Origin of the sequence: Serratia sp. PL17 (assembly GCF_017832355.1) — a bacterium.
Taxonomy (GTDB): domain Bacteria; phylum Pseudomonadota; class Gammaproteobacteria; order Enterobacterales; family Enterobacteriaceae; genus Serratia.
In genome coordinates this window covers 42664-56951 of record NZ_JAFIBY010000011.1, presented here as the reverse complement: position 1 = coordinate 56951, position 14288 = coordinate 42664, and the positions used below count along the sequence as shown (strand labels likewise).

Genomic DNA, 14288 nt, shown 5'->3' with positions numbered 1-14288 from the left:
GGGAAGGATTATTCCACGATGAACAGCGGCTTACCAGTCATCTCTTGCGGGATTTCCATTCCCATCAGAGTCAGCATGGTTGGTGCGATGTCGGAAAGCTTGCCCCCATTGACTGCGCTGGCAGGCTTGCCGATGTAAATCAACGGCACGGGCAAGCTGGTGTGGGCGGTATGAGCCTGACCGGTTGCCGGATCGCGCATTTGTTCGGCGTTGCCGTGATCGGCGGTGATCAGCAGCTGCCCATCGGCGGCCTTAACCGCCTCGACAACCTGAGCGATGCAGTTATCCAGCGTTTCTACCGCCTTCACTGCCGCGTCATAGACGCCGGTGTGCCCCACCATGTCACCATTAGGGTAATTACAGATGATGGCGTCGTATTTGCCGCTGCCAATGGCGCTCAGCAGTTTGTCGGTCAGCTCTGCGGCACTCATTTCAGGTTGCAAATCATAGGTAGCGACCTTCGGTGAATTGACCAGAACCCGATCTTCCCCAGCGAAAGGTTCTTCAACGCCACCGTTATAGAAGAAAGTCACGTGCGCGTATTTTTCGGTTTCCGAGATACGCAGTTGCGTTTTGTCATGCTTCATCAACCATTCGCCGAAGGTGTTGTTCAGCGATGCCGGTGGATAGGCGCAGGGGGTTTTGATATCGGCGGCGTATTCGGTCAGCATGACGAAATCACCAAAGTTGATGACGTTGTCGCGCGGGAAACCGTCGAAATCTGTATTGACGAAGGCGCGAACGATCTGACGTGCACGATCGGCGCGGAAGTTCATGAAAATCAGTGCGTCGCCGTCATTGAGCTCGGCGGCCGCTTCTCCCGCAGCCTGGAGTACAGTCGGCTTCACGAATTCGTCGTTTTCACCGCGCTGATAGGCCGCCTGCAGGGCAGCAACCGCGTTGTCGGCAACGTATTCGCCCTTGGCCTGAGTCAGCAGGTCATAGGCCAGTTGCACGCGGTCCCAGCGGTTATCACGGTCCATGGCGTAATAGCGGCCAATCAGCGACGCAATGCGCCCGGTACCCAATTTGGCAAAGGCGTCGCTAAAGCGTTGCAGGGAGGTTTCTGCACTGCGTGGCGGGGTATCACGGCCATCCAGAAAAGCGTGCAGATAAACGGCTTTGGCACCGCGCTGTGAGGCCAGTTCAATCATCGCCATAATATGGTCTTCGTGGCTGTGTACACCGCCCGGTGACAACAGCCCCATGATATGCACCGCCTTGCCTGCTTGAACGGCTTTATCGACCGCGGCCGTCAGCGTTGCGTTGGTGAAGAAATCACCTTCTTTTATTTCCTTGTCCAGTCGCGTCAGGTCCTGATAAACAATGCGCCCGGCGCCCAAGTTGACATGACCAACTTCAGAGTTGCCCATTTGGCCGTCAGGCAGGCCGACATCCAGTCCAGACGCGGCGATCAGTGTGTGCGGCTGCTGTTGCCACAGACGATCCATCACCGGTGTTTTTGCGTTCAGAATGGCGTTGTCCTGTTGCTCCTCGCGGTGGCCATAACCGTCCAGAATCACCAGTACCATCGGCTTTTTGTTACTCGACATTGCATTAACCTCGTTATGAACTTCTAAGTTGTGAATAGCCATCAATCCGCGATCGGGTTGATGGCTATTCACCCTCGAAAACTGCCTGATTTTACAACGTGGCCGCTTAAAAAGAGCCCAGAGAGATCAAAGTTGCAGTGAACAAGGCGGCCTTTTATGCTCTGACACCGAGAATTTCTCAGCGTGGCCCGCAGTTTCTGCAATAGCGCTTGCTTATTGGCTGTATTTGCTGCACTCGGCAGGTATACTCTGGAACCTTGAGTTATTTTTTCCCTTAACTGACGGGAGTTGTTATACCCCATGCTGCAAGAAATTATGCAATTCGTTAGCAAGCATCCCATACTGAGCCTGGCCTGGATTGCCCTGCTGGTTGCGGTGATCGTCATGACGTTCAAGAGCCGTTTCTCAAAGGTGAAAGAGATCACCCGTGGTGAAGCCACTCGCCTGATTAATAAAGAAGATGCCGTTGTGGTAGATACCCGCAGCCGTGATGATTTCCGCAGAGGCCACCTGGCCAACGCCATCAACCTGACCGCCAGCGAAATCAAAAGCGGCAGCTTGGGCGAGCTGGAAAAACACAAGGCTCAGCCAATCATCGTGGTTTGTGCCAATGGCACTACCTCCCGCGAACCTGCAGAAAATCTGAGCAAAGCCGGTTTCGAAAACGTCACTACGCTGAAAGACGGCATTGCCGGCTGGAGCGGGGAAAACCTGCCACTGGTGCGCGGTAAGTAATTGTTTAACGTATTTGAGGTGGTAATTCATGGCTAACATTGATATCTACACCAAAGCGACCTGCCCGTTCTGCCATCGCGCCAAAGCGTTGCTGAACAGTAAGGGCGCTGCGTTTAACGAAATCGCCATTGATGGCGATAATGAAAAACGCGAAGCGATGATTGCGCGCAGTGGGCGCACCACCGTGCCTCAGATTTTCATCGATGGCCAACATATCGGCGGCTGCGATGATTTATATGAACTCGATACTCGTGGTGGTCTGGATCCGCTGCTTTAAGCGGGCGGCTGCCGGTTACTGAGTGTCAATAAGGACGTTTAACCAAGGGTATTACACACATGTCAGAACAAAACAGCACAGAGATGGCTTTCCAGATTCAGCGCATTTACACCAAGGATATCTCCTTCGAAGCGCCAAACGCTCCGCAGGTTTTCCAGCAAGAATGGCAGCCGGAAGTTAAACTGGATCTAGATACAGCTTCCAGCCAGTTGGCTGACGAAGTGTATGAAGTTGTACTGCGCGTAACCGTGACTGCATCTCTGGGTGAAGAAACTGCGTTCCTGTGTGAAGTGCAGCAGGCGGGCATCTTCTCCGTAGCGGGTATCGATGGTACGCAGCTGGCGCATTGCCTGGGTGCATACTGCCCGAACATTCTGTTCCCGTATGCACGTGAGTGCATCACCAGCCTGGTTTCTCGCGGTACATTCCCGCAGTTGAACCTGGCACCGGTTAACTTTGACGCGCTGTTCATGAACTATCTGCAACAGCAGGCGGAAGGCGAAGGTGCCGCACCACATCAGGATGCCTGATGAACACCGTCAATGCTTCAATGACCGTTATCGGTGCCGGCTCGTACGGCACCGCATTAGCCATTACGCTGGCGCGTAATGGCCACTCTGTGGTGCTGTGGGGCCATAACCCCGAGCAGATTCAAAAAATGCAGCGCGATCGCTGCAACCAGGCATTTCTTCCCGACGTCGCTTTCCCCGACACGTTATTGCTCGAAGCCGATCTGGCGCAAGCGCTGGCTGCCAGCCGCGATGTGCTGGTGGTGGTACCCAGTCATGTGTTCGGCGATGTGCTGCGTCAGTTAAAACCCCATCTGCGCCCGGATGCCCGCATCGTGTGGGCGACCAAGGGGCTGGAAGCGGAAACGGGCCGGTTGTTGCAGGACGTAGCACGTGAAGCGCTAGGTGATGCTATCCCGCTGGCGGTGGTCTCAGGGCCGACGTTCGCCAAAGAACTGGCTGCGGGTTTGCCGACCGCGATTGCATTGGCCTCCACAGATGCGCAGTTTGCCGAAGATCTGCAACTGTTGCTGCACTGTGGCAAAAGCTTCCGCGTTTACAGCAATCCCGATTTTATCGGTGTACAGCTGGGCGGGGCCGTGAAGAACGTGATTGCCATCGGCGCCGGCATGTCAGACGGCATCGGTTTTGGTGCTAACGCACGTACTGCATTGATTACTCGCGGCCTGACGGAAATGAGCCGCCTCGGCTCGGCTCTGGGGGCTGATCCTTCGACCTTTATGGGCATGGCTGGTCTGGGCGATTTGGTGTTAACCTGCACCGATAATCAATCGCGCAACCGTCGCTTCGGTATTATGCTGGGGCAGGGGAAAGGCGTGCAAGAAGCGCAGGACAGCATCGGCCAGGTTGTCGAAGGCTATCGCAATACCAAAGAGGTATTGGCGTTGGCACAACGCTACGGCGTGGAAATGCCGATTACCGAACAGATTTACCAGGTGTTGTATTGCCATAAAAATGCCCGGGAAGCCGCTCTGAGCCTGTTAGGGCGCACCAGAAAAGATGAAAAGCACAGCGGGTAATTTATAACCCTGTGGCTTAACATTTGACGGGTATAAACCGATATGCTGGGCGGCATGCCGACCCAGCAATTGTTTTGGGCCACTTGATCGCGATGCGATGCGGTGGCCTGTTTTGCAAGGCGGAGAGGAACCCGATGTCGTCAGAAGAGTTAGAGCAGGTCTGGAATAGCATCAAATCAGAGGCGAGAGGGCTGGCTGAATGTGAACCGATGCTGGCTAGCTTTTACCATGCGACGCTGCTCAAGCACGACAATCTGGGGGGCGCACTCAGCTATATTCTGGCAAATAAGCTGGCGAATCCAATTATGCCGGCCATTGCGGTGCGCGAAGTGGTGGAAGACGCCTATTTTGCCGATCAGCAAATGATCGCTTCGGCAGCTCGCGATATTCTGGCGGTGCGCCTACGCGACCCGGCCGTCGATAAATATTCTACCCCTCTGCTGTATCTGAAAGGCTTCCATGCACTGCAAGCCTATCGCATTGGCCACTGGCTCTGGTTGCAAGGGCGACAGGCGCTGGCTATTTATCTACAAAACCAGATTTCGGTCGCCTTTGGCGTGGATATCCATCCGGCCGCCACTATTGGCTGCGGCATCATGCTCGACCACGCTACCGGCATTGTGATCGGTGAAACGGCCGTGGTAGAAAATAACGTGTCTATTCTGCAGTCTGTCACCCTTGGCGGTACCGGGAAAACCAGTGGCGATCGCCATCCGAAGATCCGTGAAGGTGTGATGATTGGCGCCGGCGCTAAAATTCTCGGCAATATCGAAGTGGGTAAAGGCGCAAAAATTGGCGCTGGCTCGGTAGTGCTGCAATCGGTACCGCCGCATACGACGGCGGCTGGTGTACCAGCACGTCTTGTCGGTCGACCGGAAAGCGATACGCCATCCATGGATATGGATCAGTACTTCAACGGTAACAACCATGGATTTGAGTACGGCGACGGTATTTAACCCTTTCGCATAACACATCAAACAGGGGGAGCTTTGGCTCCCCCTGTGCTTTATTTCTGCGAAGGAAGCTTAGCCCTGTTTCGGGAACGCGACCGTGTCGGCGACCATTTCATCGATTGCGGCTTTGACTTCTTCTTCCGTCACGGGTGCACTGTCATTGCTGACAGTTCTGCCGTAACTCTTGCGTACGACTTCCAGTACGGTCTTACCGGTATCCTGATCGATCAACTCAGCTTCGAGGAACAGCGTCGTGTTTTGCGTCCGGTGGCCCGTTGCGGCCATGGTGCTGGCAACCACTGCGGCAACCGGCACCACTTCATAGAATTTCATATCTTCATTTTCGGCAGAGACAGCCGTAATCGCCACTTTGGCGATCAATACGCGAGGCCCCGCAGGGCTATTGAGTATGGTGGTGCGCTCGGCTACCGCTTTTCTCAAACTTTTGTCGGTGTAGTGCCTAATTTTGTCTAGCGTCTGTTGGCTGATGCGGGCGTTAGGTTTCGCCTCGGGGTAATAGACTATGGGGGTAAAATAGACACCCCGATAGTTGGATTCTTTAAAGTTAGGATCGATCCAGCGTAGCGTTTTATGGCCGCTTGGTGAGCTGGTTTCCTGCAATTTACTGTAATCAGACAGGAATCCTGAGTACTGCTCTGTTGTTGTTACTTTTGATGCACAACCTGCCAGCAACAGGCCTGCTGCCAGGACCGCTGCGGCAACGCACAAGCGTTGTTTTTTCATACGATTTCCTATGGTGAGTGTCGATAACCCTTACAAAACATAGTTCATTATCTTCGGGCGCAGTGGATGTTTTCAGCGCCGTGTGTGCGATGTTTCAGGCCAGTTTGTTGGGATTGTGATATTTGGCGTGTTTTTTATCTGTGGTACTCAGTGTTTGCGACAGTAAAAGCAATGCTGCCTCTGCATTTTCCTGTGCGATCACAATGGCTGATTGCCATTGTGGCAGTAGCGGCCAGAGATCTTGCTGATGTTCTGCCATCTGGTACCAGACAACATGATCGTGCCAATGGCCGAGGGTGCTTTGCGCCGTTTTCAGGTGGGCGATAGCGTCAGGCGTGATGAGGCGAAATTGGGGGTAGGCATCCACGACATAGCGCAGGTGCTTAACCAAGAGGCGTAATCTATGCCGATCGTAATACGAGTCGGCAAGCGCCAGGCGCACTTGTTTTACCTGTTGGGTTATCTGATGGGCTATACGGTGTTTTGTATGCCGATGCTTGGTTATGAGGAACATGTTTAGCCAGGCATGCAGCAGTGTGGGGAGGCGGATAAGTAGCGGTAACGATGTTAAAGCGAGCTTGCGGCTTTGCAGTTCGGTCTTGCGCGTATTGGCCTGCCACGTTAACTGATGCTGATCCAGTTCGGTAATCAGCACTTCCAGATCGCGCATTGGCGTGGTGATTTTCCCCAGCTTGGCAGCGGCATCGTCGAGCTGCGCAACACCCGGAGTACCGCGCAATGGTCTCAGCAGGCTCCTGAGACGCCGCAGGTTGATACGTACGTCGTGCAGAGCCTCATGGTCTGTTGCGTCAGGTAAACGCAGCAGCGCTTGATTCAACGCGCTCTCGAGCTTGCGCGCTTGCGTGATAATACTCTCGACCAACACCATGTTGTGCCCCCAGAGAAGTCATCTTTAAAGATTATCCTCCCTGAAGTAGACACTGTCATTGGTTAAGATTTGATCACGGCGCCTGCGTAGTCCAGCTGCCGCCAGGCTTCGTACACCACGACCGCAACGGCGTTAGACAAATTCATGCTGCGACTTTGCGCTTGCATGGGAATGCGAATTTTTTGTTGTGCGGGTAGCGCGTTCAGGATATCAGCAGGCAATCCACGGGTTTCCGGGCCGAATAGCAGGTAGTCGCCGGCTTGATAGCTGACCGCGCTGTGCGCCGGGGTGCCTTTGGTGGTCAGGGCAAACAGCCGTTGAGGATTTTCGCTGGCAATAAAAGCGGCGTAGTCGGCATGTCGTCGGATGTTGGCAAATTCATGGTAATCCAGCCCGGCACGACGCAGACGTTTATCATCCCACGGGAAACCCATCGGCTCTATCAGATGCAGTTGAAAGCCGGTATTGGCACACAGGCGGATAATATTGCCCGTGTTAGGTGGAATCTCAGGTTCGAATAAAACAATGTTCAGCATGTAAAAAGCCCCTCATGACGAGGGGCGCAGAATAGCAAAATCTGACTGAGCTGTCTTAGTCGATCAGCGTTGGTGCAGCGGTAACCACAGCACCAGTCGCAACCCGCCGAGCGGGCTGTCTTCCGCTTTCACCCAGCCGCGGTGCTGATTGACTGCCGCTTCTACGATCGCCAAACCCAATCCTGTCCCACCGGATGCGCGATCGCGTGCTTCGTCGGTACGATAAAATGGCCGGAATATTTGCTCGCGATCTTCCGTACTGACACCAGGACCATCGTCGTCAACCACAATGGTGATGCCCTGGTTGTCCGCACTGAAGGCTACCGCAATGTGAGTGTTTGAGTAGCGCAGGGCGTTACGCACGATGTTTTCCAGTGCGCTGTCGAGCGCACCCGCATTGCCGAACAGCGTCCACGGGCCGGGAGGGGAAGTGACCTCCAGCTGTTTACCCATTTGTTCAGCTTCAAAACCAGCATCATCCAGTACGTCAGCCCAAAGCTCGTTGGCCAGCAACCGCTCACGCACCAGCTCGCTTTTCTGTTGCCCGCGCGACAGCACCAACAGATCGTTGATCATTGAGTCAAGGCGCTGTGCTTCGGTTTCGATACGTGCCAGCTCATGCCCTTCGCCGTGGCGGCGGCGCATCAATGCGGTAGCTAACTGTAGGCGGGTCAGCGGTGTGCGCAGCTCATGTGAGATGTCAGAAATAAGCCGTTGCTGCGCGGTCATCATCCGTTCCAGTGCACTGACCATTTGGTTGAAGCTGGCACCGGTTGCCAGAAACTCTTGCGGTCCGGCCTCCAGTTCTGGGTGCTGTTTCAGGTTGCCTCGTGCAACATCATCGGCAGCATTCTTCAGTTTACGTGCCGGCTTTGCCAGGCTCCAGGCTAGCCACAGCAGTAGTGGGGCGCTGATTAACATGGTGACGATCAGCAGCAGCAGCGGCCGGTCGAACATCAGGTTGATAAAATCGGATTGCGGGCTGTTGGCGGGGCGGATCAGGTACAGCTGGTAATTGTCTTCACCGTCGCGAACGGAAAACGGACCAACCAGCTCAACGCGGCCGTATTTTTTCTTCTTGGGATGATCGGAATTATCAGACTGGCCAATAAAATTACGCACCAACTGCATTTCGTTGCGCTGCATGTTGCCAATCACCCGGCCTTCGCTGGTAACCAGAATGAGGCGCTGCCCAGGCGGGGCCCATTTTTCAATGGCACGGAATAAGCGGCGCCACCACATCAGATCGTTGGCCGGATCGTTTTGCAACTCGGCCTCGACATGTTGTTCCAGCATTAGCCCCTGCCGCTGCTCGCTGTCCAGCAGCGAGGTCATTTGGCGGGAGTCGAGCTTGGGCACCATCAACACCAACATCAGCACCAGAGCTAATGTGAACCAAAAAATGGCGAAGATGCGTGCCGTCAAACTGTTGATCATGTTGCTGATACCATTAAATAACCCCGTCCGCGCAAGGTTTTGAACCACGGATGGCCATCTTTGCGGTTCGGGAGTTTACGTCGCAAGTTGGAGATATGCATGTCGATGGCGCGGTCGAAAGGCGTCAGTCGTTTGCCCAATACTTCCTGGCTCAGCAGTTCACGAGAGACCACCTGGCCGAGATGCTGTGCCAGCAGGTACAACAGGGTAAATTCGGTGCCGGTAAGATCCAGCGTTTGACCGTCAAAGCTGGCTTCCTGGCGGCCTGGGTTGAGCTGCAAACCGTCAACGTCCAGCGTGGGTGCGCCGGTATCGACATTTTGCTGCTGTTCGCTCCAGTTGGATCGGCGCAGAATCGCACGAATACGCGCGACCAGCTCACGATCGTTAAACGGTTTTGGCAAGTAGTCATCGGCACCCAGTTCCAGACCCAACACGCGGTCCAATTCGCTGCCGCGTGCGGTCAGCATAATGACGGGTGTCTGGTGGTGCTGACGCAACTCTTTTAACGTATCGATACCGTTCTTCTTTGGCATCATGATGTCGAGCAACAGCAGATCAATGGAGCTGTCCAGAAGCGACAACGCCTGTTCACCATCGTAGGCTACGACGATAGTAAAACCTTCCATTTCAAGAAGTTCTTTTAACAGCGAGGTCAACTCGCGGTCGTCGTCAACTAACAGAATTTTGTTCATTGTATTTTTTCCTCCTGACGCAAAATACGTCATCAACTGTTGGCATTCCATGACTTTACGTAGTTTTACATGCACTGACGCATGTTTGCAGGTGCAGCAGTACACTGCTCCTCGTTGATTCGCAAAGTGAGAAAGCACGAGGAGTTAAAATGCGTAAGGTGACCGCATTAGTTATGGCATCAATGCTGGCAATAGGTTCTACCGCTGCGTTCGCTGCTGACACTACATCGGAAACTGTACCGACTCCCGGAAACGACGCGATGACCAGAGCGCCTGGCCAGCACCACATGTTTGACGGTGTTAGCCTGACTGAACAGCAGCGGCAGCAAATGCGCGATTTAATGCGCCAAGCGCGCCACGATCTGCCTGGTGTCAATGTAGCTGAAATGGAAGCCATGCATAAACTGGTAACCGCAGACAAATTTGATGAAGCCGCCGTGTATGCCCAGGCGGAAGAGATGGCTCAGCAACAGGTTAAGCGCCAGGTCGAAATGGCCAGAGTACGCAACCAAATGTATAACCTACTGACGCCACAGCAAAAAAGTGTTTTAGACCAGAAACATCAGCAGCGTATGCAGCAGATGGAGCAACAAATTTCTGGTTTGCAGCAAACTTCTGCCCAGAAGTTAAGTATGACTGAGTAGTCCCCTGTTTTTCCTTGCCATAGACACCATCCCTGTCTTCCCCCGCCATGATGGCGGGGTTTTTTTTGTCCATCATTTCGCTATATTGACCCTCTCAACGTTCAACCGGGATGGGTTATGGAACCGCAATATGCGCGTTTGGTGAAGTCTGCCGCGCTAGCTGCCACCGCGTTGGCCTCAATACTGTTGCTGATCAAAATTATTGCCTGGTACCACACCGGTTCGGTGAGTCTGTTAGCGGCTTTAGTGGACTCGCTGGTGGATATTGCCGCGTCATTGACCAACTTGTTGGTGGTGCGCTATTCGCTGCAGCCGGCCGATGAAGAACATACCTTCGGGCACGGCAAGGCAGAATCATTGGCCGCGCTGGCACAAAGCATGTTTATTTCTGGCTCGGCGCTGTTCCTGTTTCTGACGGGCTTCCAGCATCTTTATTCACCTGAAACGCTGCGCGACCCTGGCATAGGTATTGTGGTTACGGTTGTTGCGTTGTTTAGCACTCTGTTGCTGGTCACCTATCAGCGTTGGGTGGTCAGAAAAACGCGCAGCCAGGCTGTGCGAGCAGATATGCTTCATTATCAGTCAGATGTCATGATGAATGGTGCTATTCTTATCGCGCTTGCGCTAAGCTGGTATGGTTTCCAACGGGCGGATGCATTGTTTGCATTGGGAATTGGCGTTTACATTCTTTACAGCGCGCTGCGGATGGGTAATGAGGCTGTGCAATCGCTGCTGGACAGGGCATTGCCGGACGAAGAACGCCAGGCCATTATTGAGGTGGTTTCCTCTTGGCCAGGGGTGAAAGGCGCACACGATTTACGCACCCGCCAATCCGGCCCGACACGTTTTATTCAGTTGCACCTGGAGATGGACGATGGGCTGCCGCTGATGCAGGCGCATATTCTGGCCGAGCAAGTAGAACAGGCGTTGCTGCATCGTTTCCCAGGGGCGGATATTCTCATCCACCAGGATCCTTGTTCTGTGGTGCCAGCGGGCCAGCAGGGGCGTTGGGAGCTATAATCAGTACAGGGACGGTGAGATTGCATAGCGCGCAAAGAGTGGCGTTAGCTCAGCGTGCCATGACAGTTTTTTACCGCAATATTGCGTGACTTGAATCAATTCAGCTGGGTGTTTTTGCTATAATATCCAGCAATAAAGCCGTAAAGCTGGTTTTCTGTAGCCTGAGTGGTTCCAAGACAATCGGCGAATACAGAATTCTTAAGAAATTGCATCTACAGTTCAGAGGTAGTCATGATCAAGAAAATCGGTGTACTGACGAGTGGCGGTGATTCGCCGGGTATGAACGCTGCGATCCGTGGCGTTGTGCGTGCTGCACTTTCGGAAGGTCTGGAAGTTTTTGGTATTTACGATGGCTACCTTGGCTTGTACGAAGATCGCATGGAACAATTGGACCGTTACAGCGTGTCCGATATGATCAATCGCGGCGGCACCTTCCTCGGCTCAGCCCGTTTCCCAGAATTCAGAGACGACAGCGTACGCGCCAAGGCGATTGAAAACCTGCAAAACCGCGGCATTGATGCGCTGGTGGTTATTGGCGGTGACGGTTCCTATATGGGGGCCAAACGCCTGACGGAAGAAGGGTTCCCTTGTATCGGCTTGCCAGGCACCATCGATAACGACGTGGCCGGTACCGACTACACCATCGGTTTCTTCACCGCGCTTGAAACCGTCGTGGAAGCCATTGACCGCCTGCGTGACACCTCGTCTTCTCATCAGCGTATCTCCATCGTTGAAGTGATGGGCCGCTACTGCGGCGATCTGACCCTGGCAGCAGCCATCGCCGGTGGTTGTGAATTTATCGTGTTGCCTGAAACCGAATTCAACCGCGAAGACCTGGTTTGCGAAATCAAGGCCGGGATCGCCAAAGGCAAGAAACACGCGATCGTGGCGATCACGGAGCACATTTGCGATATCGATGAGCTGGCTCGTCATATCGAACAGGAAACCAAACGTGAAACCCGTGCCACGGTGCTGGGCCATATTCAGCGTGGTGGTTCTCCCGTTGCTTACGACCGTATTCTTGCCTCTCGCATGGGCGCTTACGCTATCGAACTGCTGCTGCAGGGCTACGGCGGGCGTTGCGTCGGTATCCAAAACGAGAAGATGGTGCACCATGACATCATCGATGCGATCGAAAATATGAAGCGTCCGTTCAAGGGCGACTGGCTGGAAACAGCGAAAAAACTGTATTGATCCCGTCTTAATCCGGGCAATAGAAGCCTCCGCATGCGGAGGCTTTTTTTATGTCTTTGCGGTTATATTCCAGAATCGTATAGCCCAACATTTTTTATTCTTTAATTGGTGGGAAAGTTTCTGGCAGGCTCTGATGCTAAATCAACCGATTGAGGTTGCGATTATTTTCCTGGGAGAGCGAGTCAATGCGTAAATGGGGTGTAGGTCTGACAATCATGTTACTGGCGTCCGGTGCCATGGCGAAAGATATCCAATTGCTGAACGTTTCATATGACCCGACGCGTGAGTTTTATCAGGAATATAACACCGCATTCGGCAAATATTGGCAGCAGCAGACTGGGGATAACGTGACGGTGCGGCAGTCGCACGGCGGCTCAGGTAAGCAAGCGACGTCGGTGATCAACGGCATTGAGGCCGACGTAGTGACACTGGCGTTGGCCTACGATGTGGATGCTATCGCTGAACGAGGCCGCATCGATAAAGAGTGGATCAAACGCCTGCCAGACAACTCGGCACCTTATACCTCGACCATTGTGTTTCTGGTGCGCAAAGGAAACCCAAAACAAATTCATGACTGGCCGGATTTGATCAAACCAGGCGTGTCGGTGATTACACCGAACCCGAAAACCTCCGGCGGGGCGCGCTGGAATTACCTGGCAGCCTGGGGTTATGCGTTGCATCAAAACAATAACGATCAGGCCAAGGCACAGGCGTTCGTTAAGGACCTGTATAAAAACGTTGAAGTACTGGATTCCGGTGCGCGTGGCTCAACCAATACCTTCGTGGAACGCGGAATCGGTGATGTGCTGATCGCTTGGGAAAATGAAGCGTTGTTGGCAGAAAAAGAGCTGGGTAAAGACAAATTTGAAATTATCACCCCGAGTGAATCGATTTTGGCCGAGCCAACCGTTTCTGTGGTAGATAAGGTGGTTGATAAGCGTGGTACTCGCGATGTGGCTACTGCTTATCTGAAGTATCTGTATACGCCGGAAGGGCAGACTATTGCGGCGAAAAACTACTATCGCCCACGTGATGCGTCAGTGGCCGCCAAGTTTGCCGAGCAATTCCCGAAACTGAAGCTTTTCACCGTGGATGACACTTTTGGCGGTTGGACACAGGCGCAGAAGGTGCATTTCGCGACGGGTGGCGTGTTTGATGAGATCAGCAAACGCTGAGCGTGAATGAGCCACAATAAAAAAACCCCGGCAAGCCGGGGTTTTGTCATTTATCAGCCGAGTGAACTCAGGCTTTTTTAGCGGCAGCAGCGGCTTTGACGATCACAGCGAAAGCATCGGCTTTCAGTGATGCGCCGCCAACCAGCGCGCCATCGATGTCTGGCTGGGTGAACAGCTCGGCGGCATTCTTATCGTTCACGGAACCACCGTACTGGATGATCACTTCTGCAGCGACGGCAGCGTCCTGTTTAGCGATGTGATCACGGATAAATTTGTGTACGGCTTGTGCCTGCGCTGGGGTAGCAGACTTGCCGGTACCGATAGCCCAAATAGGTTCGTAAGCGATAACTGCGCCTTTGAACGCTTCAGCGCCCTGGGTTTTCAGCACGGCGTCAATCTGGCGTGCGCAAACTTCTTCGGTTTTACCCGCTTCGTTTTCTGCGTCAGTTTCACCGATGCACAGTACAGGGATCAGACCGGCAGTTTTCAGTACGGCAAATTTCTCGGCGATCGCAGCATCGGTTTCTTTGTGGTAAGTGCGACGCTCAGAGTGGCCGATGATGATGTATTGCGCGCCAATATCTTTCAGCATGTCAGCGGAAACTTCACCGGTGAATGCGCCGGACAGGTTGACGTCAACGTTTTGTGCGCCCAGAGCAATGCGGCTACCAGCCAGCGCGTGTTTGGCTTGGTCCAGGTACATGACTGGCGGTGCGATAGCAACGCCACAACCGTCAACGCTGCTCAGTTCATTGCGCAGAGCGGCAATCAGTTCGTTAACCATGTGAGTGCTGCCGTTGAGCTTCCAGTTACCCATAACTAATGGATGACGCATGTTTTTTCCTCCAACAAGGGAACGCGAGAGTCGAAATAACCACTGCCGGACC

Annotated in this window: 16 protein-coding genes; 9 read left to right on the top strand and 7 right to left on the bottom strand. The window is 53.6% G+C overall.

Annotation, left to right across the window (positions count from 1 at the left end):
* Positions 1-8: 8 nt before the first annotated feature.
* Complete coding sequence (gene gpmM, locus JOE25_RS24635) at positions 9-1553, bottom strand: 2,3-bisphosphoglycerate-independent phosphoglycerate mutase (RefSeq protein WP_209640074.1); 1545 nt, start codon at positions 1551-1553, stop codon at positions 9-11.
* Positions 1554-1853: 300 nt separating this feature from the next.
* Here gpmM and JOE25_RS24630 point away from each other — a divergent pair, with 300 nt between their 5' ends.
* The 5 genes from JOE25_RS24630 to cysE all read left to right on the top strand — a co-directional run bounded on the left by JOE25_RS24630 (position 1854) and on the right by cysE (position 5070).
* The gene (locus JOE25_RS24630) at positions 1854-2288 is read left to right on the top strand and encodes a rhodanese-like domain-containing protein (RefSeq protein WP_209640071.1); all 435 of its coding nucleotides are present in this window, start codon (positions 1854-1856) and stop codon (positions 2286-2288) included.
* A 28-nt stretch (positions 2289-2316) separates the two neighbouring features.
* Positions 2317-2565, top strand: a complete 249-nt coding sequence (gene grxC, locus JOE25_RS24625) for a glutaredoxin 3 (RefSeq protein WP_037421687.1) — start codon at positions 2317-2319, stop codon at positions 2563-2565.
* 59 nt (positions 2566-2624) lie between these two features.
* Positions 2625-3095, top strand: coding sequence for a protein-export chaperone SecB (secB, locus tag JOE25_RS24620; protein WP_004953255.1), 471 nt, complete (start codon positions 2625-2627; stop codon positions 3093-3095).
* Positions 3095-4114, top strand: a complete 1020-nt coding sequence (gpsA, locus tag JOE25_RS24615) for an NAD(P)H-dependent glycerol-3-phosphate dehydrogenase (RefSeq protein ID WP_209640068.1) — start codon at positions 3095-3097, stop codon at positions 4112-4114. The genes secB and gpsA overlap by 1 nt, the downstream gene beginning before the upstream one ends.
* 134 nt (positions 4115-4248) lie before the next feature.
* Complete coding sequence (cysE, locus tag JOE25_RS24610) at positions 4249-5070, top strand: serine O-acetyltransferase (protein WP_209640065.1); 822 nt, start codon at positions 4249-4251, stop codon at positions 5068-5070.
* Between the two features lie 69 nt (positions 5071-5139).
* Here cysE and JOE25_RS24605 read toward each other — a convergent pair whose 3' ends face one another.
* The 5 genes from JOE25_RS24605 to cpxR all read right to left on the bottom strand — a co-directional run bounded on the left by JOE25_RS24605 (position 5140) and on the right by cpxR (position 9368).
* Complete coding sequence (locus JOE25_RS24605; RefSeq protein WP_209640062.1) at positions 5140-5811, bottom strand: DUF3313 domain-containing protein; 672 nt, start codon at positions 5809-5811, stop codon at positions 5140-5142.
* A gap of 94 nt (positions 5812-5905) precedes the next feature.
* Positions 5906-6700 (bottom strand): CHAD domain-containing protein, encoded by a 795-nt coding sequence (locus JOE25_RS24600; protein ID WP_209640059.1) that lies wholly within the window; start codon positions 6698-6700, stop codon positions 5906-5908.
* A 62-nt stretch (positions 6701-6762) separates the two neighbouring features.
* Positions 6763-7236 (bottom strand): tRNA (uridine(34)/cytosine(34)/5-carboxymethylaminomethyluridine(34)-2'-O)-methyltransferase TrmL, encoded by a 474-nt coding sequence (trmL, locus tag JOE25_RS24595; RefSeq protein ID WP_209640056.1) that lies wholly within the window; start codon positions 7234-7236, stop codon positions 6763-6765.
* 63 nt (positions 7237-7299) lie between these two features.
* Positions 7300-8673 carry an envelope stress sensor histidine kinase CpxA gene (gene cpxA / locus JOE25_RS24590; RefSeq protein ID WP_209640053.1) on the bottom strand — a complete coding sequence of 458 codons (1374 nt, stop codon included), beginning with the start codon at positions 8671-8673 and terminating at the stop codon, positions 7300-7302.
* Positions 8670-9368 (bottom strand): envelope stress response regulator transcription factor CpxR, encoded by a 699-nt coding sequence (gene cpxR, locus JOE25_RS24585; protein ID WP_004953234.1) that lies wholly within the window; start codon positions 9366-9368, stop codon positions 8670-8672. Before cpxR ends, cpxA begins: the two co-directional genes overlap by 4 nt.
* Before the next feature lie 149 nt (positions 9369-9517).
* Here cpxR and cpxP point away from each other — a divergent pair, with 149 nt between their 5' ends.
* The 4 genes from cpxP to JOE25_RS24565 all read left to right on the top strand — a co-directional run bounded on the left by cpxP (position 9518) and on the right by JOE25_RS24565 (position 13401).
* Positions 9518-10012 (top strand): cell-envelope stress modulator CpxP, encoded by a 495-nt coding sequence (cpxP, locus tag JOE25_RS24580; protein WP_037421671.1) that lies wholly within the window; start codon positions 9518-9520, stop codon positions 10010-10012.
* A gap of 117 nt (positions 10013-10129) precedes the next feature.
* Positions 10130-11032 carry a CDF family cation-efflux transporter FieF gene (gene fieF, locus JOE25_RS24575; protein WP_209640049.1) on the top strand — a complete coding sequence of 301 codons (903 nt, stop codon included), beginning with the start codon at positions 10130-10132 and terminating at the stop codon, positions 11030-11032.
* A gap of 231 nt (positions 11033-11263) precedes the next feature.
* Positions 11264-12226: a 6-phosphofructokinase gene (pfkA, locus tag JOE25_RS24570; RefSeq protein ID WP_209640046.1), complete on the top strand. Its 963-nt coding sequence runs from the start codon at positions 11264-11266 to the stop codon at positions 12224-12226.
* A gap of 185 nt (positions 12227-12411) precedes the next feature.
* Entirely contained in the window at positions 12412-13401 is a 990-nt protein-coding gene (locus tag JOE25_RS24565; RefSeq protein ID WP_209640043.1) for a sulfate ABC transporter substrate-binding protein, read from the top strand.
* A 67-nt stretch (positions 13402-13468) separates the two neighbouring features.
* On the opposite strand, the gene tpiA is transcribed toward JOE25_RS24565, so the two are convergent.
* Positions 13469-14236, bottom strand: a complete 768-nt coding sequence (tpiA, locus tag JOE25_RS24560; protein ID WP_012147479.1) for a triose-phosphate isomerase — start codon at positions 14234-14236, stop codon at positions 13469-13471.
* Between the last annotated feature and the right edge of the window lie 52 nt (positions 14237-14288).

Coding starts and splice junctions, on each gene's coding strand:
- gpmM (WP_209640074.1), bottom strand. CDS start 1,553: ATGTCGAGTAACAAAAAGCCGATGGTACTGGTGATTCTGGACGGTTAT.
- JOE25_RS24630 (WP_209640071.1), top strand. CDS start 1,854: ATGCTGCAAGAAATTATGCAATTCGTTAGCAAGCATCCCATACTGAGC.
- grxC (WP_037421687.1), top strand. CDS start 2,317: ATGGCTAACATTGATATCTACACCAAAGCGACCTGCCCGTTCTGCCAT.
- secB (WP_004953255.1), top strand. CDS start 2,625: ATGTCAGAACAAAACAGCACAGAGATGGCTTTCCAGATTCAGCGCATT.
- gpsA (WP_209640068.1), top strand. CDS start 3,095: ATGAACACCGTCAATGCTTCAATGACCGTTATCGGTGCCGGCTCGTAC.
- cysE (WP_209640065.1), top strand. CDS start 4,249: ATGTCGTCAGAAGAGTTAGAGCAGGTCTGGAATAGCATCAAATCAGAG.
- JOE25_RS24605 (WP_209640062.1), bottom strand. CDS start 5,811: ATGAAAAAACAACGCTTGTGCGTTGCCGCAGCGGTCCTGGCAGCAGGC.
- JOE25_RS24600 (WP_209640059.1), bottom strand. CDS start 6,700: ATGGTGTTGGTCGAGAGTATTATCACGCAAGCGCGCAAGCTCGAGAGC.
- trmL (WP_209640056.1), bottom strand. CDS start 7,236: ATGCTGAACATTGTTTTATTCGAACCTGAGATTCCACCTAACACGGGC.
- cpxA (WP_209640053.1), bottom strand. CDS start 8,673: ATGATCAACAGTTTGACGGCACGCATCTTCGCCATTTTTTGGTTCACA.
- cpxR (WP_004953234.1), bottom strand. CDS start 9,368: ATGAACAAAATTCTGTTAGTTGACGACGACCGCGAGTTGACCTCGCTG.
- cpxP (WP_037421671.1), top strand. CDS start 9,518: ATGCGTAAGGTGACCGCATTAGTTATGGCATCAATGCTGGCAATAGGT.
- fieF (WP_209640049.1), top strand. CDS start 10,130: ATGGAACCGCAATATGCGCGTTTGGTGAAGTCTGCCGCGCTAGCTGCC.
- pfkA (WP_209640046.1), top strand. CDS start 11,264: ATGATCAAGAAAATCGGTGTACTGACGAGTGGCGGTGATTCGCCGGGT.
- JOE25_RS24565 (WP_209640043.1), top strand. CDS start 12,412: ATGCGTAAATGGGGTGTAGGTCTGACAATCATGTTACTGGCGTCCGGT.
- tpiA (WP_012147479.1), bottom strand. CDS start 14,236: ATGCGTCATCCATTAGTTATGGGTAACTGGAAGCTCAACGGCAGCACT.